This window comes from Martinezella multihospitum, from assembly GCF_900094585.1.
Classification (GTDB): Bacteria; Pseudomonadota; Alphaproteobacteria; order Rhizobiales; family Rhizobiaceae; genus Rhizobium; species Rhizobium multihospitium.
This window is the reverse complement of record NZ_FMAG01000003.1, coordinates 476018-496984: the sequence shown is the minus strand read 5'-3', so window position 1 is coordinate 496984 and position 20967 is coordinate 476018. Positions and strand designations below refer to the sequence as shown.

The window sequence follows — 20967 nt, the reverse complement described above, 5'->3', positions numbered from 1 at the left end:
CCGACGATGACGAGCGAGCGGCTCATCGAGATCACGCATCCCGGCGATCCGCGTATCGCCGGATTTCGCAATATCCGTGAACGCGATCTGACAGGTCGAGAGAACCGCTTCATAGCGGAAGGGACCGTCGTGTTGCGGCTTCTTGCCGGCGCACATGCGGCGGCCGGGGATTTCCTCGCTGAGAAAGTGCTGCTGCTCAAAAATCGCGTTGCCGGCTTGAGCGACATCATCGATACCTTCCCATCGGATGTTCCGATCTATATCGCCGAAGCCGAGGTGCTCGACGGCATTGTCGGCTTCCATCTCCATCGCGGTGTTCTGGCGCTGGGGCGTAGAACAGCTGAAGACGGGATGAGCGGCCTTCTCGACCGCCTCCCGAAGCAGGCGCTCGTGCTCGTCGGCTGCGGCATTTCCAATCATGACAATATGGGCTCGATGTTCCGCAATGCCGCGGCATTCGGCGCGGCTGCGGTGCTGCTCGACGAAAGCTGCTGCGATCCGCTCTATCGCAAGGCGCTGCGAGTTTCGGTCGGCTCGATCCTGACCTTGCCCTATCGCCGGCAATCAAGCGGCGTTCAGCTGCTTGCGGCGCTTGCCGGGCGTGGCTTTGCGATCTGGAGCCTTTCGCCGCGGGGTGCGGTCGATATTCGCGATGTCCCGGCTTCGGAGCGCATGGCGCTCGTGGTCGGTACGGAAGGGGATGGCCTGCCCGAAAGTATTCTATCCGCCTTCGGCAGTGTGCGGATTCCGCAAGCGCCGGGATTGGATAGCCTCAACGTCGCGACGGCAAGCGGAATCGCCCTTTTCGAGATGGCCGCGAGGAACGGGCGCATCTGAGCAGGTTGGACCCCAGCGCTTAGGGATGCTTCGGCAGTATGGCGGCGACGCGGTCGGCAAGGCTTATGCGTGCGCCCGGTTCGGCGGGCTCCCGATCCTTCGGCAGGAGATTGAAGATCGGCGAGCCGTCGCCTTCCTTGAGTGCCGTCAGCGCCACCATGTTGGCGGCGATCTTGGCAATCTCCTCGCGCATGGCATCGTCATGCGCTGGCGTGCGGGCCTTCAGCAGGCGGTCCGATAGGGCCGCTGCCCGGTTGCGAACCTCTTCCGTCATCTGGGCGATTTCGTCTTCCACTGTTCGTTCCGGTTCCGCCACCTGCGGCGGCTCGGTTGTGGTCCCTTGCTCACCGGCGCTGCCTGCAATTATCGATGCGGCAGCGAGTTTCGGCGTTCTTGCCGGCTTTTTCGGCGGCGTGAGGCCAGCGGCACGCAACGCCTTACCGGCTTCTTTCGATTCCTTGACGGCAGCCTCCAGCCGCTCCCTCAGGCGAAGGACATCCTGGGCGTGGCGTTCGATCGCGGTTTCCTTATCGGCGCTGCCGGCGATCTCGCGGTTGAGGCGTTCCTCGAGCCGCTTGTTCTTGTCGTTTTCCTGACGTAGCGATTGTTCGGCATCCGCGGCGCGCAGGCTTGTCGCGTTCAGATCCTGGCGCAGCGTATCGCGCTCGTCCCGCAACGTGTTGATGCGCAGCTTCAGGCTCTCGATCTCGGTTTCGCGCGTTGCGAGATCGATCCTGAGATTGTCGGCGTCAGCGCCCATTTTCGTCATCCGTTTGCGCAAGCCGTCGATATCGGCTTCCTTCTCGGCGCTGACCTGCTCGGCGGTGTGGATGCTCGATTTCAGCTGGCTGATGTAACTTTCTTCGTGACGCAGGCGCGAGCGCAGTTCACCCGCTTCGACCTCCAGATCGTCGATGCGTGTCTGCAATTCTACGCCTCCGGCAGAAAGGCGGCTCGCCTCCTGTTGCAGCTTGCCATTCTGGATCTGCAGCGCGACGGTCTTGTCACGCTCCTGCGTCAGGGCATGTTCGGTCCGCGCGTTTTCGGCTGCGAAGAGGGCGCGGGCCATGTCTTTCTGCGCGCGCACTTCCTGCGGGCTCAAGGGCATGGTCGCCTTCAGGCGTTTCTCGGTGAACCAGACGATGCGACGATGGATTGCCGGCGCGATGAGAAAGACCAGTAGAGCGGCCGTCAGAAAGCCCAATCCGAACAAGAGAGCAAATTGAATCACGACGCAGCCAGTATCCTGGAGTTATGTTCGATCTTGGTAAAATGATTAATCATGGGTTAGCCATGCGGGCAAGCGTTTAACGCGGATATGGTTTATCGGCGGGGAGACGAATTTACGGAAAGAAAAGGCCCGCGATCCGGCGGGCCAAGTCTGCGCTGCTTGGGAGACGATATAATCAGCAGGATCAGAAAGGATTCCAGGTCGGGTTCGGCGTGACCTTCAGATAACCCATGTTGATGCCGAGGCGTGCGCCAAGGCCGGTGCGGATCGGAACGAGGACGATATTGTTGTTCTTCAGGACCGTCATGCCGAAGCCGGCAACCACGAAGGCCTGGCCACTGACACCGCCGAAGCGGGTATAGACGCTGTTGATGCTTGGCAGATCATAGACCAGCATCATGACGCGGGTGCCCTGGCCGCCGTAGTCGAAGCCGAGCGAAGGTCCCTGCCAGTAGAGCGGATGCTCGCCAGCATTCTTGGTGTTGAGCTGGCCTTCGCCATAGGTCAGGCCTGCCAGGAACGCGCCAGAGCCTTCCTGGCCGAGGATGTAGCCATTCGGCAGGCCATATTGCTGGAAGGCACGCTCGACCACCTTGGCAAGGCCGCCGCTGGTGGAGCCGAAGAAGGAGTGGCCGGCATCGACGATTTCCTGTGCCGAATACTGATTGGTGGGCGCGGCAGCGGCCTGACGGATCGGCAACGCGAAACTCACGAATGCGACAATGGCCAGAATCAGGCCGAGGCCGAGCGTTCTGGTGCCGGGGCTTGGCATTCTCTTCAGGAATTCATAGCGCATGGAAGTCTTCCGTTCATCATGGTCGGTGCAACAGGGATGGATAGGCAACGCATTCACCTGAATGCGCCACGCATGGCACGTCCCCATTTTCAGACCATTCCGCCCATCTCTCGCAGGACGAATCGCGTGCGAAAAAGTCTGATGGTGATGAATGCATTTTGCGTCGATGGTCTTAACAATCGGTTTACCAAATATGGTGTCATTATGGCGCGCGGTACACTGGCTGCGAAACCCTCGGGCAACCTTACCGTGGCAAGGTAGAACTACTCGCTTTGCCCTGTCAGCATTCAGGAGACAATGAATGTCGAAAAATCCCAATCTCACTCTGACCGGACCGGATCTGGCCGCGCTGCTGTGCAGCCGCGTCTGCCATGATGTGATCTCGCCGGTCGGGGCGATCAACAATGGCCTGGAGCTGCTCGACGAGGGTGGTGCCGACGCCGATGCGATGGACCTGATCCGCACCAGTGCGCTCAACGCTTCCGTCCGGCTGAAATTCGCGCGTCTTGCCTTCGGTGCCTCCGGTTCGGTTGGCGCGTCGATCGACACCGGCGAGGCGGAGCGTGCCGCCAAGGATTTCGCCGCCGCCGAGAAGAAGACCGAGGTCAACTGGATCGGCCCGCGCGCGATCATCGCCAAGAACCGCGTGAAGCTGCTGCTCAATCTCTTCCTGGTTGCCTATGGCGCCATTCCGCGCGGCGGCAACATCGACGTGACGCTCGAAAATCCGGAGTTCGACGCCAAGTTCACGATCGCCGTCAAGGGGCGGCTGATGCGCGTGCCACCGAAATTTGCCGAGATTTGCTCCGGCACGCTGGAGGAGGCGATCGATGCACATTCGATCCAGCCTTACTACACGGTGCTTCTTGCCGACGAGAGCGGCATGGAGCTTTCCTACAATGCGACGCCGGAGGAACTGACCTTCGTGGCGACCATGGTTGCGCAATAGCAGGTCGATCCATCGACGTTTTCGCCCGCAGTCGAATGTCGGCTGCGGGTTTATTTTTTCGTGCATTGAAAATTCCGTGCAATCTTGGGGTTGTCCGCTCAATTGATAATGTAGCGGTAACGAATCCTTAGCTTGCTGCTCCTATCGTTTCAATTTGAAGCCGACATCGGATGATGGCGGCTGATGCCAGGGAGCTCATAGATGCAGCGGTTCATGATAACGGATACATCGGATGTCGTACGCAAGGTCGGCAAACGAATCCTGTCCGAGCTGGATTTTCTCGTGAGCGAAGCCGGAGACGCGCGCGAGGCGCTGATGCGCTGCCAGGCCGAAATGCCTGACTATTTGATCGTCGATGCCGGTATGGAAGGGGCACTTGAGTTCATCACCAGCATCCGCGCCATGCCCAATGGCAAAGATGTGAAGATCTATTACTGCGTAATCGAGGCCGATCTTCGCAAGCTGATGGCCGGAAAGCGCGCGGGCGCGACGGATTTTCTGCTGAAGCCCTTCGATCGCAAGATCCTGACGGCCATATTCGGCAATCGCGCTGCGGCCGCCTGATTTCACCGAGACATATCGGAACAAATAATAGCCGCCCTTTCGAGGCGGCTATTATTTTGGCCCTGCATTGGCGGAGGCTCAAAGAAAAATCCCGCCAGAAAGGCGGGATTTGGAAAGTTCGGCGATTGGGGCGGGGAGGCGGCTCAGGCGCTTTCGGCGAAATCGCTGCTGTCGGGCTCGCGCAGCACATAGCCGCGGCCCCAGACGGTTTCGATATAGTTGGCGCCGCCGGCGGCGTTTGCCAGCTTCTTGCGGAGCTTGCAGATGAAGACGTCGATGATCTTCAGTTCCGGCTCGTCCATGCCACCATAGAGGTGGTTGAGGAACATTTCCTTGGTGAGCGTCGTGCCCTTGCGCAGCGAGAGCAGCTCCAGCATCTGATATTCCTTACCGGTCAGATGCACGCGCTGGCCGCCGACTTCGACGGTCTTGGCGTCGAGGTTGACGATGAGCTCGCCGGTCATGATCACCGACTGGGCATGGCCCTTGGAACGGCGGACGATGGCGTGAATGCGGGCGACCAGCTCATCCTTGTGGAAAGGCTTGGTCATATAGTCGTCGGCGCCGAAGCCGAGGCCGCGAACCTTGTCCTCGATGCCGGCCATGCCGGAAAGGATGAGGATCGGCGTCTTGACCTTCGAAAGGCGCAGCGTGCGCAGCACTTCGTAGCCGGACATGTCGGGAAGGTTGAGATCGAGAAGGATGATGTCGTAGTCGTAGAGCTTTCCGAGATCGACGCCTTCCTCACCGAGATCGGTGGTGTAGACGTTGAAACTTTCGGATTTGAGCATCAGCTCGATGCTCTGCGCTGTCGCGCTATCGTCTTCAATGAGTAGAACCCGCATAATTGTCCCCTTTACCGCCGCCGAAAGGTCGTCAGCCCCTTAACGCGATACCGATCAAATCACTGCTTGATTTGGAAGCTGCCATGTAATGGTTAACAAATTCTGATTCACTCTGGCAAGTCGTATCGAATTTATTAAATAATTTTTCCATTGCACTGTTTTCCAACGACAATCAGTAAAATCGACTCCTAAAGTATCGCATTAACAACCAACGCCAAGTGATTCATCTGACTCACCAATGCCGACATGTCGAATTCCGACCACAACATTTACGGAGCCTTAAATCATTGCCCCTATCATTAACGATGCCCGTAAACGAAAGGTTACCAGCGGTAGGCTTTTATTAAGATCGCTGGAAATTTTTTTAACCAAGCCGTCTCAAAGCGGTTCGGCGGGCGGGAATATCGAGAGCCGGGGTCTCGCATCACGGGAGTAATGCGTATGAAGTCACGTGAGAGCCTTGTTCGCCTGAAAGAATTTCAGGTGAACGAAAAACGCCGTCAGCTGCAGCAACTGCAGATGATGATGGCGGAATTTGACCGCATGACGAAGGAACTGGAAAGCCAGATCGTCGTCGAAGAGAAGAAGTCCGGCATTTCCGATCCGAGCCACTTTGCCTACCCGACCTTTGCCAAGGCTGCCCGCCAGCGTGCGGACAATCTGCAGGTGTCGATCCGGGAGCTGCAGGTTCAGGAAGAGGCGCTGGAAAATTCGCTCGAGGAAATGCAGGCCGAATATGCCAAGGCCGCAGCGCTCGAAGAGCGTGATGGTTCGGGTCCGGCGCGGGCACGCGCCTGAGATCGCAATTCCGTCTCCTCCTTCGGATCAAGCATGATTGCGTTCCGGTACGGAGCTTATCTTCGGAATGCGAAGGGTATGATGGAAGCGCATGAAGGCTGCGCATGACTGGCCGTGACGGGGCCGGCCATGCGCAGCTTTTGCGTTTTCGAAGATCAATCCGGCCAAACGGACGGATTGTGACCTGCTTAGTCATACGCTGCGTGCGTACGACACGCGCCGCCGTGCGTGAAACGCGGCGATTTAGAGATTGACGACGTCGCGCCAGTCATCATGACGCTGCGCCTGGGCCTTGAAGAAGGGGCAGAGCGGGATAATCTTCCAGCCGCCTCGCCGCGCCTCCTCGACGGCGTGAAGCGCCAGCGCCTGGCCGACCCCCTTGCCGCGCAGGGCATCCGGCACGCCGGTATGATCGACGATGATCAGTTTGGGAGACGTGCGGGAAAAGGTCATCTCCGCCTCGTGACCTTCGACGGTCGCGACATAACGGCCGCCGGATGCGTTGTTTTCGTTGCGGATATCCATGGTTTTCTCCCTTGTTGCGTCTGATGCAACGAGGATTGCATGGGCTCCGACGTCTGCCAACCATCGAGATTGTTAACGCATCGTCTCCGTTTAGGTTGACCTCAAAAATACGGACCAGCCAAGCCCTTTACCGCTACGTTGGACTACACGCCAGAGGCGCGCTTCAACAAATAATTCGGGCCTCTTTTTCAGAAAAGAGGCCCGAACACAAAGTAAAATAAAGGTGGTGCTGTCGCTGCTGTCAGTGGCGATACTGCTGTATGCGGGTCGTCCGGAGGCCAGCCAGGCCATGGGTATTGATGGACGACTGCCAGGAGAGGAACTCTTCGACGGTCAACGTATAACGTTCGCAGGCTTCTTCCAAGCTGAGCAGACCACCACGCACAGCGGCGACAACCTCTGCCTTACGACGAATGACCCAGCGGCGCGTATTCGGCGGCGGAAGGTCTGCTATCGTCAGCGGGCTGCCATCGGGGCCGATGACATACTTCACTCGGGGACGTATCATTTCGGTCATTGGACTCTCTACACACACTCAAGACCACGTGTGGCACTCTAGCTTGCCACATTTAAAAATTGCCTAAGCACATGGTAAGACTTTGCTAATAATTTTAAGGAATGTGGCGGGCGCCTGATTTGCGTATGTCCTGCCTGAGCAAAATGCCCAAAAGCCCCTGTTATTTCAGGGTAAATCGCATTCATTCTATGATTTTTCGTCAGTAAAAACTTACGCTTCCGGGTCGAAATCTCAAGGGCCGGCATGCTGCTCTCAGGTTTGGGAGCAGGCGCAAGAATTGTTTTTTACTTGCAAAAATAAACTTATGCCGACACGCCGTGCTTCTGCCCGCCCCAGCAGATGAAGTGTGGATTGGCGAAGTCGGCGTCCTCGCTCTGATCTGTCTTGCCATAGGTCAGAAGGCCGCCCTCGACCGTGACCGTCTTGCCGCCGGCCGCCCGCAAAACGGCATCGCCGGCTGCCGTATCCCATTCCATGGTACGGCCGAAACGCGGATAAACATCGGCCTTGCCCTCAGCGAGCAGGCAGAATTTCAGCGACGAACCGATCGACGTGCAGCCGGAAACCGCATTGTCGGTGAGAAAGCCTTCGGTTTTCGCATTGCTGTTGCAGCGGCTGGCAAGCGCCGTCAGCTTGGCCGGAGGTTCCCGCACTGCAATGTTGACGCGGCCCGTAATGGCAAAATACTTGTCCACCATCAGCTTACGCGCCCTGCCGGGCTCGCCGGTAAAGGCGACGCCGAGCGCCGGTGCGTAGACGATGCCGATCAGCGGAATACCGTCTTCGACATAGGCGATGTTGACGGTAAACTCATCACGATGCTCGATGAACTCACGCGTGCCATCGAGCGGGTCGACCAGAAAGAAGGCGCGACCGCGCACATCCGGAATCTTGCCGGCCGAAACCTGCTCTTCGGCGATGGCCGGGATATGCGGGAAATCGCGCTCGAGGTGCCTGAGAATGATGTGTTCGGCGCGTTCGTCGGCAAGCGTGACGGGGCTCATGTCCTGCTTCAGGGCAACCGCATAGCCGGCACGATAGACCTCCAGGATGGCCTTTCCTGCTTCTAGCGCCGCCTTTTCGAATGTTGCAAGCATCTGCTTCTTCGTCTTCCGCGCCTTGTATGCGCCTCAACTCTTCGGACATTATATATAAGAAGTTGCGATTGCGAAGTTTAGACTTCCGATGCCCGGCTTCCTCCGCCTTAACGCCTGGGCAAAGGTTTAGCAACAGCGCTCGGTGTGGCTTTCCGAACGGATGGGCTTTTCGGCAGGTCGGCGATGTATTCGTCCGAGAGAAAACACTGTCCATCACTGCGCATTCGGAAAAGATCATGTTCTGTTTGCGAAGCTTTTTCGCTCTTTCGGGACTTGTCGTTTTTATTGCATGTGCGAATGTGCCGCCGGGTAGTATCGGGATGAAGGCATGCGTTATTCGGCTTATCAGCTTCTAAAACAGGCGTTTTCAGGCAATCGCCATTGGCAGCCGGTGTGGCGGACGCCGGAGCCGAAACCGCATTATGACGTGATCATCGTCGGCGGTGGCGGTCACGGGTTGGCAACGGCCTATTATCTCGCCAAGGAATTCGGCATCACCAATGTCGCAGTGCTGGAAAAAAGCTATATCGGCTCCGGCAATGTCGGCCGCAACACGACGATCATCCGTTCCAACTATCTTCTGCCCGGCAACGAGCCTTTCTACGAGTTCTCGATGAAGCTCTGGGAAGGGCTTGAGCAGGATTTCAACTATAATGCCATGGTGTCCCAGCGCGGCATCGTCAACCTGTTCCATTCCGATGGCCAGCGCGATGCCTATGCCCGGCGCGGCAATGCCATGCGCATGCATGGCGTCGATGCGGAACTGCTCAATCGCGAGCAGGTTCGCCGGATGATGCCCTATCTGAACTTCGACCATGCGCGCTTCCCGATCCTTGGCGGCCTCCTGCAGCGGCGCGGTGGTACGGCGCGGCACGATGCGGTCGCCTGGGGTTATGCGCGCGGCGCCGACAGCCGCGGCGTCGATCTCATTCAGCAATGTGAAGTGATCGGCATTCGCCGCGACGAGGGCGGTGCCGTGACGGGGGTCGAAACCAATCGCGGTTTCATCGGCTGCAACAAGCTGGCGCTGGCCGCCGCCGGCCATACTTCCATCCTCGGCAATATGGCCGATCTGGAACTGCCGATCGAAACGCACGTGCTTCAGGCCTTCGTTTCCGAAGGGCTGAAGCCTGTTATCGACAATGTCATCACCTACGGCGCGGGACACTTCTATATCTCGCAGTCCGACAAGGGCGGTTTGGTCTTCGGCGCCGATATCGATTATTACAGCTCCTATGCGCAGCGCGGCAATCTCGCCACCGTCGAGCATACGATGGAGGAGGGGGTGGCGCTCATCCCCGGCCTGTCGCGCGTCCGCGTGCTGCGCACCTGGGGCGGCGTGATGGATATGAGCATGGACGGCTCGCCGATCATCGACCGCACCCCCATCGAGAATCTCTACCTGAACTGCGGCTGGAACTATGGCGGCTTCAAAGCGACGCCGGCCTCGGGCTTTTGCTTCGCGCATCTGATCGCCAAGGGCGAGAGCCACGATGTCAGCCGCCTCCTGCGTCTTGACCGCTTCGAGCGCGGCTTTGCGATCGACGAAGGCGGCAAGGGTCCGCAGCCGAACCTGCATTGAGGGCACAATACCAATGGCAAGCTTGATCAACTGCCCACATTGCGGCGTGCGACCCAAGGAAGAATTCTCCATCCGCGGCGCATCCGTCATTCGTCCTGCGCCGACTGCGCCGGATGAGGACTGGAACCGCTATGTCTTCATTCGCGACAACGAGCGGGGACGCATCCAGGAATATTGGCACCATAGCGCCGGGTGTCGCCGTTGGCTGGTCGTCGACCGCAGCAATGTCACCCACGAGGTCTTTTCCGTTACCGATGCCGAGGACAAGGCGAAGGAGGCAGCACGATGACGTCCTATCGTCTGTCGAGCGGCGGCCTCGTCAATCGCAGCCGCCCGTTGTCCTTCCAGTTCGACGGCAAGGAGATGAAGGGGCTGGAAGGCGATACGCTCGCCGCCGCCTTGCTTGCCAATGATCAGCTGCTGGTCGGCCGCAGCTTCAAGTATCATCGGCCGCGCGGCATCCTGACGGCCGGTTCGGCCGAGCCCAACGCGCTCGTCACCATCGGCAAGGATGGCCGCACTGAGCCGAACACGCGCGCTACCGTTGCCGAACTTTATCAGGGCATGACGGCTGTTAGCCAGAACCGCTGGCCCTCGCTGAAGCACGACTTCGGCTCGGTCAACAGCCTGCTCTCGCCTTTCCTGGGTGCCGGCTTCTACTACAAGACCTTCATGTGGCCGGCCGCTTTCTGGGAGAAGGTCTACGAGCCGATCATCCGACGCGCCGCCGGTCTCGGCAAGGCGGTCATGCAGGCCGATCCGGACCGCTATGAGAAGGCCTGGGCGCATTGCGATTTGCTTGTGATCGGCTCCGGTCCTGCAGGCCTGATGGCCGCTTTGACTGCTGCTCGCGCGGGCCTGCGCGTCGTATTGGCCGACGAAGGCTTCCGGCTTGGCGGTTCGCTGCTTTCGGAAAGGCTGACGATCGGTGGCGCTTCTTCGGATGTCTTCGTGCAGGCGACGCTTGACGAGCTGCAGAGCTTCGAGAACGTCACCCTGATGCCGCGCACGACCGTGTTCGGTTGGTATGACGGCAATGTCTTCGGCGCGCTCGAGAAGGTGCAGAAGCATGTGGCAATGCCGTCGTCCGATCTGCCCGTTGAGCGTCTCTGGCGCATCGCCGCCAAGCGCGCCATCCTTGCCTCGGGTGCTGAAGAACGGCCGCTTGTCTTCGGCGGCAACGATCGTCCGGGCGTGATGATGGCCGGCGCCATGCGCAGCTATCTCAATCGCTATGGTGTGGTTGCGGGACAGAAGGTGGCCGTCTTCACCAATGGCGGCTCCGGCTATCGCACGGCCACCGACCTCGCCGCTTCTGGCATCGAGATTTCAGCGATCCTCGATACGCGCTCCGTATCGGCCGACGTTGCTCCTCAAGGGGTGCGCGTGGTGCATGGGGCGAGCGTTCATGCGACCAAGGGCAAATACCGCATTAGCGGCGTCATCGCCGATCGCGGCGGGCTGGATGAGCTGATTGCGTGTGATGCGCTTGCCATGTCGGGTGGCTGGTCGCCCATCATCCATCTTGCCTGCCAGCGCGGCGCCAAGCCGGCCTGGTCGGATGAAAAGCAGGCTTTCATGGCGCCGATCGTCGGTGGCGAGCTGGAGATTGCCGGCTCCGCTGCCGGTATCGAGAGTGTTTCAGGCTGCCTGGCCGACGGTGCTGCAAAGGCGCGGCTGGTCGTCGAAAGCCTCGGTCACGCGGCTCATGTCGCCGATCTGCCCGAAGTCGAAGGCGAGTACGATCCGTCCTTCGCGGCGATCTGGCATGTGCCGGGCGCCAAGGACAAGGCTTTCGTGGATTTCCAGAACGACGTCCATGCCAAGGATCTCGGCCTTGCCCTGCGTGAGGGCTTTGGCCATGTGGAGCACGCCAAGCGCTATACGACGAGCGGCATGGCGACGGACCAGGGCAAGCTCGGCAATGTCAACGCCGCCGGTATCATCGCCGGTATGCGCGGCGTCAGCCCGGCTGCAGTCGGCACGACGACATTCAGGCCGTTCTATACGCCGGTTTCCTTTGGTGCGCTGGCGGGAACTGCGCGCGACAAGCATGCGCAACCAGTCAGGGAGTCGCCGCTGCACGGCTGGGCCAAGAAAAACGGCGCGAGCTTCGTCGAAGCCGGTCTTTGGTATCGCTCGTCATGGTTTGCCCGGCCGGGCGAAAAGGGCTGGCGCGACAGCGTCGACCGCGAAGTGCTGAACGTTCGCAACAATGTCGGGATTTGCGACGTGTCGACGCTCGGCAAGATCGAGATATTTGGCAAGGATGCGGCTGAATTTCTCAATCGCGTCTATTCCAACGCCTTCCTGAAACTGCCGATCGGCAAGGCGCGCTATGGCCTGATGCTCCGCGAGGACGGCATGGTCTTCGACGACGGTACGACGAGCCGGCTGACGCCTGACCATTTCTTCATGACGACCACGACGGCGATGGCCGGCGAGGTGATGACGCATCTGGAATTCTCAGCGCAGACGCTTTGGCCGCAGCTCGACGTTCGTTTCGTGTCCTCGTCCGATCAATGGGCGCAGATGGCGATTGCCGGCCCGAAGGCGCGGCTGGTGCTGGAGCAGATCATCGAGGACGATATTTCCGACGCGTTCTTCCCGTTCCTTGCCGCCGCCGAAGTCATGCTGAAGGGTGGCTTGAGGGGACGCCTCTTCCGTATCTCCTTCTCAGGCGAACTGGCCTATGAGCTTGCGGTGCCGGCCGGCTACGGTGAGGCTGTGGCGGATGCGATCATGGAGGCCGGCAGGGCGCACGGCATCTGCCCTTACGGCGTCGAAGCCTTGAACGTGCTCCGCATCGAGAAGGGCCATGTCACCCATAGCGAGCTCGATGGCCGCACAACCCCCGACGATGTCGGGCTCGGCCGCATGATGTCGACGCAGAAACCGGATTTCATCGGCAAGCGGCTGTCGACCCGCTTTGGCCTGACTGCCGCCGACCGCGGCCAGCTCGTTGGCCTGAAGCCGATCGATACCACGAAGGAAATCCATGCCGGCGCGCATATATTGAAGGAAGGTGCCCGGCCCTCGACCGTGAACGATCAAGGCCATGTGTCTTCGGTCTGCTTCTCGCCCACGCTCGGCCATTCCATCGCTCTGGCTTTCCTGAAATCGGGTCGCGAGCGCATCGGCGAGCGGGTGGTCGTCTGGGATGGATTGCGGGGTGAGGAAGTGGCGGCAGAAGTTTGCAGCCCCGTCTTCGTCGATCCTGATAACAAGAAGCTGATGGGGTGAGGGATCGATGAGCGTCGCGTTTCAGAACAGGCATGTGCTGGAAGATCATATTTCCGGTTTCGAGGCTGCCGCCAATCCGAATCATCTCGCTGTTGTGCGCCGTCCCAGCATCTTTTCCGTGCTCGGCAGAGCAGGAGATCAGGATGGCGTTCTGGCAAACCTGAAGGCGTTGAAGGATGTATCGGTTCGCGATGTCGGACCCAGGGAATGGTTTGTCGTATCGGATACGCTCGGTGCCGATAGCGTGGCGCGGGATCTCTTCACGCTCGATCCCGCCCAGGCCTCGTTCTTCGAGCAGAGCGATGGCCGCGTGCTGCTTCGTATCTCCGGCCCGAACGTTCGCCGCATCCTCGCCAAATGTGTGGCCGTAGACCTGCACCAGCAGGTTTTTGTCGAGGGGCAAGCCGCCAATATGCTCTGCTGCCATGTCAGCGCCAACGTCGCTCGCACCGGCCCCGATCGCTTCGAAATCATCGTGCCGCGGTCCTATGCCGGCAGCGTCTTCGAAGAGATCATGGAGATGGGACGGGAGTTCGCGCTCACGGCCGGCTTCACCGACTGAAAAGCCTTATGTTGTCGGACATCGGATGCCTTGCCAGCCGGCTTGCGCATCCTTTAGCCGATGGCGCGATCCGAACAATTGCGATGGCGCAAACAGACATATCGGTTTCGCAGTTCGGGCTATTTGGCCTATCGGATAGTCTCTAGGTTTCCTCTCAAATACGGTCGGTCGCGCGGGAAGACACCTGGCGGCTTCGTGCCGAAAACAGGGGATTCCCAGATGAAAAGCCATGCCAAGGTCGTCGTCATCGGTGGCGGTGTCGTCGGATGTTCGGTGCTCTACCACCTGACGAAATTCGGCTGGACGGATGTGGTGCTGCTGGAGCGCTCGGAGCTGACATCCGGCTCGACCTGGCATGCCGCCGGCGGCATGCACACGATCAACGGCGATCCGAACGTCGCCAAGCTGCAGAAATATACGGTCGAGCTCTACAAGGAGATCGAGGAGTATTCCGGCCAGGACATCGGCCTGCACCTCACCTCCGGCCTGATGCTGGCGGCGACGCCGCAGCGTTTCGACTGGCTGAAGTCCATTCTCGCCAAGGGCCGCTACAATGGTCTTGAAGCGACGCTGCTGACGCCGAAGGAAGCGCATGAGATGATGCCGCTTCTCGACCCCGATCAGTTCGTCGGCGCTCTCTACGATCCCGTCGAAGGCCATCTCGACCCCTATGGCACGACGCATGCCTATGCCCGTTCGGCGAAGAAGAACGGCGCCGAAATCTATCTCCACACCAAGGTGGAAGAGCTGGTGCAGCGCGAGGATGGCTCCTGGCGTGTCATTACCAACCAGGGTGAGATCATCGCCGAGCATGTGGTCAACGCCGCAGGCCTCTGGGCGCGCGAAGTCGGCCGCATGGTCGGGCTGGAGCTGCCGGTGCTCGCCATGGAGCATATGTATCTCATTACCGAGGACATGCCCGAGGTCATCGACTTCAACAAGACGACGGGCAAGGAGCTGATGCACTGCGTCGACTTCGACGGCGAGATCTATCTGCGCCAGGAGCGGCAAGGCATGCTGATGGGCACCTATGAAAAGGCGTGCCGCCCGTGGTCGCCGGTGACGACGCCCTGGGATTTCGGCCATGAGCTGCTGGCCGAGGATATCGAGCGCATCACGCCGGAGCTGGAAGTCGGTTTCCGCCATTTCCCGGCCTTCAACAATGCCGGCATCAAGCGGATCATCAACGGCCCGTTCACGTTCTCGCCGGATGGCAATCCGCTCGTCGGCCCCGTGCGCGGCCTTCGGAATTACTGGTCGGCCTGCGCCGTCATGGCCGGCTTCAGCCAGGGCGGCGGTGTGGGTCTCGCGCTTGCCAACTGGATGATCTACGGCGATCCGGGCTTCGACGTCTTCGCCATGGACGTTTCGCGCTATGGCGATTACGCGACGCTCGCCTATACGAACGCGAAGGTGCGCGAGAACTATGCCCGCCGTTTTTCCATTCGTTATCCGAACGAGGAGCTGCCGGCGGCACGTCCGCTGCTGACGACGCCTATCTATGACAAGCTCAAGGAGGCCGGCGGTGTGTTCGGCGCCTATTACGGTCTCGAACAAGCATTGTGGTTTGCGCCGAAGGGCGAGGTCGACCAATTCTCCTGGCGCCGCTCCAACGACTTCAATGTGGTAGCCGCCGAAGCGAACGCGGTGCGCGAGAGCGTCGGCCTGATGGAGACTTCGGGCTTTGCCAAATATTCGGTGAAAGGATCGGGTGCGGAAGCGTTTCTCGACAAGCTGCTGACTTGCCGCATTCCGGCCGTGGGCCGCATGACGCTGGCGCCGATGCTCAAGCACGACGGCAAGCTCATCGGCGACTTCACGCTGGCGAAGCTGGGCGAGGGGGATTTCCTTCTCATCGGCTCCGGCATTGCCGAAGCCTATCATATGCGCTGGTTCGAAAGCCTTTTGCCGAAGGACGGCTCGGTTCAGCTCGAGGCACTCGGCCTTTCGCTTCTCGGCCTCTCGATTGCCGGTCCGAACGCCCGCAAGCTGCTTCAGAAGCTGACACATCAGGATCTGTCCACGGCTGCCTTCCCCTTCATGGCGATCCGCCGCATGGATATCGGCATGGCGCCGGCGATCGTCGGCCGCGTCTCCTACACGGGCGATCTCGGCTATGAGATCTGGATGAAGCCGGAGTATCAGCGCTACATTTTCGACCTGCTGATGGAAGAAGGAGCCGAGTTCGGCATCCGTCTCTTTGGCCTGAGAGCGCTGAACGCACTGCGTCTCGACAAATCCTATGGTAGCTGGGCGCGCGAATACCGACCGCTCTACGGGCCGTTCGAGGCCGGTCTCAACCGATTCGTGGCGCTGTCCAAGGAGGCCGATTTCATCGGCAAGGCGGCCGCCGCCAGGGAGAAGGCCGAGGGCGGCACGCTGCGCCTGCGCACCTTCATCCTCTCAGCCAGGGATGCCGACGTCATCGGCGATGAGCCGATCTATCACAACGGTGCGGTCTGCGGCTGGGTGACGTCAGGCGGCTATGCCCATGCTTCGGGCCTTTCTGTCGCTGTGGGTTACGTGCCGAAGGAAATCGCCGACGAGGCGCAGGGCTGGTCGATCGAGCTGCTCGGCGAGCTCCTGCCGGCAAGGCTGCAGGCCGAGCCGCTGTTCGATGTGGATGGTGCCAGGATGCGCGCCTAAAGTCGCGGTTCAGACGACTATTATGGCGGGCCTGACGAGGCCCGCCTCTGACAAGAGCTCTTCAGAGTGCAGGCGCCGCTTGACGGTTTTGGCTAATTTTGAGCCACGGCCTGCCGCTTTCGTGTCATTTTTGGTCGGATTCGCATCAGCGCACGGCGATTTGAAAAGAATTTGTCAATTTCTCGCCTTTTTGGCTTCACATTTCCTTCGAAACCGGTATGGAATCGCCGCCATAGGCCTCTAGAAGGAACCTAAAAAAGTAATAAGAGATGTGGTCGTATGACGCCGCATCCAGGGGAAATGACATATGGATTATTTTATCCAGCAGCTCTTAAACGGGCTGACTCTCGGGTCGATCTACGGCCTGATCGCCATTGGTTACACCATGGTTTACGGCATCATCGGCATGATCAATTTTGCCCACGGTGACGTTTTCATGCTTGGCGGCTTTGCCGCCCTCATCACCTATCTGGTTCTCGTTTCGCTCTTCGCCGGCCTGCCGGTTGCGATCATGCTGCTCGTCATGCTGATTGTCGCCATGCTGATGACGAGCCTGTGGAACTGGGTGATCGAGCGGGTGGCTTATCGGCCGCTGCGCGGTTCGTTCCGCCTCGCGCCGCTGATCACGGCAATCGGCATGTCGATCGTTCTGTCGAATTTCATCCAGGTCGCACAGGGTCCGCGCAACAAGCCGATCCCGACGCTTGTGGGCGATGTCTACAACTTCGGCGGCGTTTCGCTTTCCCTGAAGCAGATCATCATCTTCATCGTCACCGTCGTCCTGCTGGCCGCCTTCTGGTATATCGTCAACAAGACGGCGCTTGGGCGCGCCCAGCGGGCGACCGAACAGGACCGCAAGATGGCGGCGCTGCTCGGCATCAATGTCGATCGCACCATCTCCATCACCTTCATCATGGGTGCGGCTCTCGCTGCCGTCGCCGGCACGATGTATCTGATGTATTATGGCGTCGCCAACTTCACGGACGGCTTCGTGCCGGGTGTCAAGGCTTTCACGGCGGCGGTTCTGGGCGGCATCGGCTCGCTTCCTGGCGCCGTTCTCGGCGGCCTGATGATCGGCTTCATCGAGTCGTTCTGGTCTGGCAATTTTCCCATCGCGTATAAGGATGTCGCGACATACGGCATCCTGGCTTTCGTTCTGATCTTCAAGCCGACGGGTATTCTTGGGCGGCCGGAAGTCGAAAAGGTATAACGCCATGGCAAATTCAAACTTCGTTGCAGGCAAGACCGCACCCGGCCTTGTCCAAAAAGGGATTACGGACGCCCTCTGGACCGCCGTCATCGCCTTCGGCATGTTCGTCCTCTATATCGGTCTCAAGACCGATCAGAACATGGACAACAAGCTGATCATCGTGCAGCGCTGGGGCCTTCTGGCGATCATCGTCGCCATTGCAGCCGTCGGCCGCTTCATCATGACGGTCTTCGTTCAGCCTTATCTGACGGCGCGAAAGGCAGCCAAGGCCAAGGTCGTGCAGGTGGAAGGCGAGCCAAGCTTCGTCGCCAAGCACTTCAGCAAGATCGCCCTTCTGCTTCTGCTGATCTATCCGCTGGCGGCGGTGGCAATCCTCGGTCCGCAGGGATCGCTGACCTATGTCGACAATTTCGGCATCCAGATCCTCATCTACGTTATGCTCGCCTGGGGTCTGAACATCGTTGTCGGCCTCGCCGGCCTGCTCGACCTCGGTTATGTCGCCTTCTACGCGGTCGGCGCCTATTCCTACGCGCTGTTGTCGATGCATTTCGGCCTGTCCTTCTGGTTGCTTCTGCCGATATCGGGCCTTCTTGCAGGGCTCTGGGGCATGATCCTCGGCTTCCCGGTGCTGCGTCTGCGGGGCGACTACCTTGCCATCGTCACGCTTGCTTTCGGTGAAATCATCCGCATCGTGCTGACCAACTGGACCGACGTGACGCAGGGGAGCTTCGGCATCTCCAACATCACCAAGGCATCGCTCTTCGGCATCTATACCTTCGATATGAAGGATCCGCACAACTTCGTCCGTAGCTTCGGCCTGCCGATCTCGTCGGCCTGGTACAAGATCTTCCTGTTCTACGTGATCCTGCTGCTCTGCATGCTGACCGCCTATGTGACGATCCGCCTGCGCCGCATGCCGATCGGACGTGCGTGGGAAGCGCTGCGCGAGGATGAAATCGCCTGCCGTTCGCTTGGCATCAACACGGTGACGACGAAGCTGACCGCTTTCGCCACCGGCGCGATGTTTGGCGGCTTTGCCGGCTCCTTCTTCGCGGCACGTCAGGGCTTCGTCTCGCCGGAATCCTTCGTGTTCCTCGAATCCGCGATCATCTTGGCGATCGTGGTCCTTGGCGGCATGGGATCGCTGAAGGGCATTGCGATTGCCGCGATCGCCATGGTCGGCGGTACCGAACTGCTGCGCGACATGGATTTCCTCAAGACCGGTCTGGTCTGGGGGAATACGACGATCATTCCCGGCTTCGGGCCGGACTTTACGCCGGAACTCTACCGCATGCTGATCTTCGGTCTTGCCATGGTGATCGTCATGATCATCAAGCCGCGCGGCTTCGTCGGCACGCGTGAGCCGACCGCCTTCCTCAAGGAGCGAAAAGCGGTCTCCGGCAGCTTTACCAAGGAGGGCCACGGCTGATGAACGCTGTGACCACAACCTCCAACGACATCCTGCTGAAGGTCGATCACCTGTCGATGAAGTTCGGCGGCCTGATGGCGATCAACGACTTCTCGTTTGAAGCGAAGCGCGGCGATATCACCGCGCTGATTGGTCCGAACGGCGCCGGCAAGACCACCGTGTTCAACTGCATCACCGGTTTCTACAAGCCGACGATGGGTATGATCACGCTCAGCCAGAAGACCGGCAAGGAATATCTTCTGGAACGGCTTCCGGATTTCCGGATTACGCGCGAGGCCAAGGTGGCGCGCACCTTCCAGAATATCCGCCTGTTTTCGGGCCTCACCGTGCTCGAAAATCTGCTGGTGGCGCAGCACAATAAGCTGATGCGCGCCTCCGGCTACACGATCCTCGGCCTGCTCGGCATCGGGCGCTATCGTTCCGAGGCCAAGAATGCGATCGAACTGGCGCGCTTCTGGCTCGAAAAGGCCGATCTCATCGATCGTGCCGACGATCCTGCCGGCGACCTTCCTTACGGAGCGCAGCGCCGCCTGGAAATCGCCCGCGCCATGTGCACGGGGCCGGAACTGCTTTGCCTGGACGAGCCGGCTGCCGGTCTCAATCCTCGCGAGTCTCTGGTCTTGAACGAATTCCTTCGCAGCATCCGCAAGGACACCGGCACATCGATCCTGCTGATCGAACACGACATGTCCGTGGTCATGGAAATTTCCGACCATGTCATCGTGCTCGAATATGGGCAGAAGATCGCCGATGGCACGCCGAATGAGGTCAAGAATGATCCTCGCGTGATCGCCGCCTATCTGGGCGTCGAGGATGAGGAAGTGGAAGAGGTGATTGCCGAAGTCGAGCACCTCCAAGAGGGTGAACATTGATGGCGGGGCAACCACTTCTCAAAGTTGCGGGTGTCGAAACCTATTACGGCAATATCCGCGCTCTTGCCGGCGTCGATATCGAAGTCAATAGCGGCGAGATCGTCAGCCTGATCGGCGCCAACGGCGCCGGCAAATCGACGCTGATGATGACGATCTGCGGCAGCCCGCAGGCGCGCACCGGCTCGGTCACCTTCGACGGCCACGATATCACGCGCATGCCGACGCATGAGATTGCCCGGCTTCGCATCGCGCAGTCGCCCGAGGGTCGGCGCATCTTCCCGCGCATGACGGTTTACGAAAACCTGCAGATGGGGGCGAGCCTCGACAAGCTCAAATATTTCAATGAGGACGTCGAGAAAATCTTCACGCTCTTCCCGCGTCTGAAGGAGCGCCAGTCGCAGCGCGGCGGAACGCTTTCGGGCGGCGAGCAGCAGATGCTCTCGATCGGCCGCGCGCTGATGGCGCGTCCGAAGCTGCTGCTTCTCGACGAGCCGTCGCTCGGTCTGGCGCCACTGATCGTCAAGGGCATCTTCGAGGCCATCAAGGTTCTGAACCAGACCCAGGGGCTGACCGTGTTCCTTGTCGAGCAGAACGCCTTTGCGGCGCTGAAGCTCTCAGACCGCGCCTATGTGATGGTCAACGGCCGGGTGACGATGAGAGGTTCCGGCAAGGAACTGCTTGCCAATCCGGAGGTGCGCGCCGCCTATCTCGAAGGCGGGCATCATTGAGTTTCGTTTCGCGGAGAATTTGAGATGCAGGGACTTCTCTTCGACACCGATACCGGCGGGCGCATGGTCATCCGCGCTGTTATCGTCATTCTTGGTTTCTGGACCGCATGGCGCGCCGGCCGCGCCGTTGCCTCCAACTGGGAAACCTATCCGCTTGTCGTCATCTACAGCTTTCTGATCGGCCTTGGCCTGCAGTTTCTGCACCACGCGCTGTTCAATGGCCCGGTTTTCGACGTCACCATCTACATCATCGATGTCGTGCTTCTGCTGATCTTTGCGACGGCGGGATACCGGTATCGACGTACCGATCAGATGGTGAATAATTATTACTGGCTCTATGAGAAGACCTCGGCCTTTTCCTGGAAGAAGAAGAATTGACAGTGCGCCTAAACTAGGCACAGTCTGCGTACAACCAAGAGCGTCACCCAGCCCATAAAAAACAGACGGGAACGGGCAGGGTCATGCTTCCAGAGTTCGGAATGCAAGCGTTACCGGCGTGATGATTGGTGGGTATCGCGCAGGGCAGATCAAACGGA

20 protein-coding genes are annotated in these 20967 nt (G+C 59.6%); 14 read left to right on the top strand and 6 right to left on the bottom strand.

All coding sequences use genetic code 11. The features are described 5' to 3' along the window. The first annotated feature begins 6 nt into the window (after window positions 1-6). Complete coding sequence (locus tag GA0061103_RS14025; RefSeq protein ID WP_092712078.1) at window positions 7-837, top strand: TrmH family RNA methyltransferase; 831 nt, start codon at window positions 7-9, stop codon at window positions 835-837. A 19-nt stretch (window positions 838-856) separates the two neighbouring features. Here the strand turns inward: GA0061103_RS14025 and GA0061103_RS14020 are convergent, their stop codons facing one another. Together GA0061103_RS14020 and GA0061103_RS14015 are read right to left on the bottom strand one after the other, a co-directional pair. Next, window positions 857-2068: a coiled-coil domain-containing protein gene (locus tag GA0061103_RS14020; RefSeq protein ID WP_092712077.1), complete on the bottom strand. Its 1212-nt coding sequence runs from the start codon at window positions 2066-2068 to the stop codon at window positions 857-859. Window positions 2069-2252: 184 nt separating this feature from the next. Next, window positions 2253-2864 carry a DUF1134 domain-containing protein gene (locus GA0061103_RS14015; RefSeq protein WP_092712076.1) on the bottom strand — a complete coding sequence of 204 codons (612 nt, stop codon included), beginning with the start codon at window positions 2862-2864 and terminating at the stop codon, window positions 2253-2255. A 301-nt stretch (window positions 2865-3165) separates the two neighbouring features. Between GA0061103_RS14015 and chpT the strand changes: the two genes are divergently transcribed. Next, window positions 3166-3813, top strand: coding sequence for a histidine phosphotransferase ChpT (chpT, locus tag GA0061103_RS14010; protein WP_092712075.1), 648 nt, complete (start codon window positions 3166-3168; stop codon window positions 3811-3813). Window positions 3814-4014: 201 nt separating this feature from the next. Beyond that, the gene (locus GA0061103_RS14005; RefSeq protein WP_092712074.1) at window positions 4015-4377 is read left to right on the top strand and encodes a response regulator; all 363 of its coding nucleotides are present in this window, start codon (window positions 4015-4017) and stop codon (window positions 4375-4377) included. Window positions 4378-4520: 143 nt separating this feature from the next. Here GA0061103_RS14005 and ctrA read toward each other — a convergent pair whose 3' ends face one another. Continuing rightward, entirely contained in the window at window positions 4521-5222 is a 702-nt protein-coding gene (ctrA, locus tag GA0061103_RS14000) for a response regulator transcription factor CtrA (protein WP_069611718.1), read from the bottom strand. A gap of 441 nt (window positions 5223-5663) precedes the next feature. Here ctrA and GA0061103_RS13995 point away from each other — a divergent pair, with 441 nt between their 5' ends. Further along, a complete protein-coding gene (locus GA0061103_RS13995) occupies window positions 5664-6020 on the top strand; it encodes a flagellar export protein FliJ (protein ID WP_075851407.1) in 357 nt (118 codons plus the stop codon). A 243-nt stretch (window positions 6021-6263) separates the two neighbouring features. Here GA0061103_RS13995 and GA0061103_RS13990 read toward each other — a convergent pair whose 3' ends face one another. The 3 genes from GA0061103_RS13990 to cysQ form a co-directional block, all read right to left on the bottom strand. Further along, window positions 6264-6545 carry a GNAT family N-acetyltransferase gene (locus GA0061103_RS13990; RefSeq protein WP_069611717.1) on the bottom strand — a complete coding sequence of 94 codons (282 nt, stop codon included), beginning with the start codon at window positions 6543-6545 and terminating at the stop codon, window positions 6264-6266. Between the two features lie 241 nt (window positions 6546-6786). Further along, window positions 6787-7062, bottom strand: a complete 276-nt coding sequence (sciP, locus tag GA0061103_RS13985; RefSeq protein WP_004107124.1) for a CtrA inhibitor SciP — start codon at window positions 7060-7062, stop codon at window positions 6787-6789. 302 nt (window positions 7063-7364) lie between these two features. Beyond that, a complete protein-coding gene (cysQ, locus tag GA0061103_RS13980) occupies window positions 7365-8159 on the bottom strand; it encodes a 3'(2'),5'-bisphosphate nucleotidase CysQ (protein WP_092712073.1) in 795 nt (264 codons plus the stop codon). Window positions 8160-8487: 328 nt separating this feature from the next. Here cysQ and GA0061103_RS13975 point away from each other — a divergent pair, with 328 nt between their 5' ends. From GA0061103_RS13975 to GA0061103_RS13930, 10 genes are all read left to right on the top strand, one after another. Beyond that, entirely contained in the window at window positions 8488-9741 is a 1254-nt protein-coding gene (locus tag GA0061103_RS13975) for a sarcosine oxidase subunit beta family protein (RefSeq protein WP_092712072.1), read from the top strand. A 13-nt stretch (window positions 9742-9754) separates the two neighbouring features. Further along, entirely contained in the window at window positions 9755-10030 is a 276-nt protein-coding gene (locus GA0061103_RS13970) for a sarcosine oxidase subunit delta (protein WP_092712071.1), read from the top strand. Then, on the top strand, window positions 10027-12984 hold the full coding sequence (locus GA0061103_RS13965) for a sarcosine oxidase subunit alpha family protein (protein ID WP_092712070.1): 2958 nt from the start codon (window positions 10027-10029) through the stop codon (window positions 12982-12984). Before GA0061103_RS13970 ends, GA0061103_RS13965 begins: the two co-directional genes overlap by 4 nt. Window positions 12985-12991: 7 nt before the next feature. Then, window positions 12992-13546, top strand: a complete 555-nt coding sequence (locus GA0061103_RS13960; protein ID WP_092712069.1) for a sarcosine oxidase subunit gamma — start codon at window positions 12992-12994, stop codon at window positions 13544-13546. Window positions 13547-13765: 219 nt separating this feature from the next. Next, window positions 13766-16192, top strand: coding sequence for a GcvT family protein (locus GA0061103_RS13955; protein ID WP_092712068.1), 2427 nt, complete (start codon window positions 13766-13768; stop codon window positions 16190-16192). A gap of 307 nt (window positions 16193-16499) precedes the next feature. Beyond that, complete coding sequence (locus GA0061103_RS13950; RefSeq protein ID WP_075851394.1) at window positions 16500-17402, top strand: branched-chain amino acid ABC transporter permease; 903 nt, start codon at window positions 16500-16502, stop codon at window positions 17400-17402. Window positions 17403-17406: 4 nt separating this feature from the next. Next, window positions 17407-18831, top strand: a complete 1425-nt coding sequence (livM, locus tag GA0061103_RS13945; RefSeq protein WP_092712067.1) for a high-affinity branched-chain amino acid ABC transporter permease LivM — start codon at window positions 17407-17409, stop codon at window positions 18829-18831. Further along, window positions 18831-19703, top strand: coding sequence for an ABC transporter ATP-binding protein (locus tag GA0061103_RS13940; protein WP_092712066.1), 873 nt, complete (start codon window positions 18831-18833; stop codon window positions 19701-19703). The genes livM and GA0061103_RS13940 overlap by 1 nt, the downstream gene beginning before the upstream one ends. Further along, on the top strand, window positions 19703-20431 hold the full coding sequence (locus GA0061103_RS13935) for an ABC transporter ATP-binding protein (RefSeq protein ID WP_092712065.1): 729 nt from the start codon (window positions 19703-19705) through the stop codon (window positions 20429-20431). Before GA0061103_RS13940 ends, GA0061103_RS13935 begins: the two co-directional genes overlap by 1 nt. A gap of 24 nt (window positions 20432-20455) precedes the next feature. Continuing rightward, window positions 20456-20809, top strand: coding sequence for a DUF6867 family protein (locus tag GA0061103_RS13930; protein ID WP_092712064.1), 354 nt, complete (start codon window positions 20456-20458; stop codon window positions 20807-20809). Window positions 20810-20967: the final 158 nt, after the last annotated feature.

Bases quoted from the DNA above. Each gene is read 5' to 3' on its own strand.
- GA0061103_RS13990 (WP_069611717.1), bottom strand. From the start codon at position 6,545: ATGGATATCCGCAACGAAAACAACGCATCCGGCGGCCGTTATGTCGCG.
- GA0061103_RS13995 (WP_075851407.1), top strand. From the start codon at position 5,664: ATGAAGTCACGTGAGAGCCTTGTTCGCCTGAAAGAATTTCAGGTGAAC.
- sciP (WP_004107124.1), bottom strand. From the start codon at position 7,062: ATGACCGAAATGATACGTCCCCGAGTGAAGTATGTCATCGGCCCCGAT.
- GA0061103_RS13930 (WP_092712064.1), top strand. From the start codon at position 20,456: ATGCAGGGACTTCTCTTCGACACCGATACCGGCGGGCGCATGGTCATC.
- livM (WP_092712067.1), top strand. From the start codon at position 17,407: ATGGCAAATTCAAACTTCGTTGCAGGCAAGACCGCACCCGGCCTTGTC.
- GA0061103_RS13955 (WP_092712068.1), top strand. From the start codon at position 13,766: ATGAAAAGCCATGCCAAGGTCGTCGTCATCGGTGGCGGTGTCGTCGGA.
- chpT (WP_092712075.1), top strand. From the start codon at position 3,166: ATGTCGAAAAATCCCAATCTCACTCTGACCGGACCGGATCTGGCCGCG.
- GA0061103_RS13940 (WP_092712066.1), top strand. From the start codon at position 18,831: ATGAACGCTGTGACCACAACCTCCAACGACATCCTGCTGAAGGTCGAT.
- GA0061103_RS14005 (WP_092712074.1), top strand. From the start codon at position 4,015: ATGCAGCGGTTCATGATAACGGATACATCGGATGTCGTACGCAAGGTC.
- GA0061103_RS14025 (WP_092712078.1), top strand. From the start codon at position 7: ATGACGAGCGAGCGGCTCATCGAGATCACGCATCCCGGCGATCCGCGT.
- cysQ (WP_092712073.1), bottom strand. From the start codon at position 8,159: ATGCTTGCAACATTCGAAAAGGCGGCGCTAGAAGCAGGAAAGGCCATC.
- GA0061103_RS13970 (WP_092712071.1), top strand. From the start codon at position 9,755: ATGGCAAGCTTGATCAACTGCCCACATTGCGGCGTGCGACCCAAGGAA.
- ctrA (WP_069611718.1), bottom strand. From the start codon at position 5,222: ATGCGGGTTCTACTCATTGAAGACGATAGCGCGACAGCGCAGAGCATC.
- GA0061103_RS13960 (WP_092712069.1), top strand. From the start codon at position 12,992: ATGAGCGTCGCGTTTCAGAACAGGCATGTGCTGGAAGATCATATTTCC.
- GA0061103_RS13950 (WP_075851394.1), top strand. From the start codon at position 16,500: ATGGATTATTTTATCCAGCAGCTCTTAAACGGGCTGACTCTCGGGTCG.
- GA0061103_RS13965 (WP_092712070.1), top strand. From the start codon at position 10,027: ATGACGTCCTATCGTCTGTCGAGCGGCGGCCTCGTCAATCGCAGCCGC.
- GA0061103_RS13975 (WP_092712072.1), top strand. From the start codon at position 8,488: ATGCGTTATTCGGCTTATCAGCTTCTAAAACAGGCGTTTTCAGGCAAT.
- GA0061103_RS13935 (WP_092712065.1), top strand. From the start codon at position 19,703: ATGGCGGGGCAACCACTTCTCAAAGTTGCGGGTGTCGAAACCTATTAC.
- GA0061103_RS14015 (WP_092712076.1), bottom strand. From the start codon at position 2,864: ATGCGCTATGAATTCCTGAAGAGAATGCCAAGCCCCGGCACCAGAACG.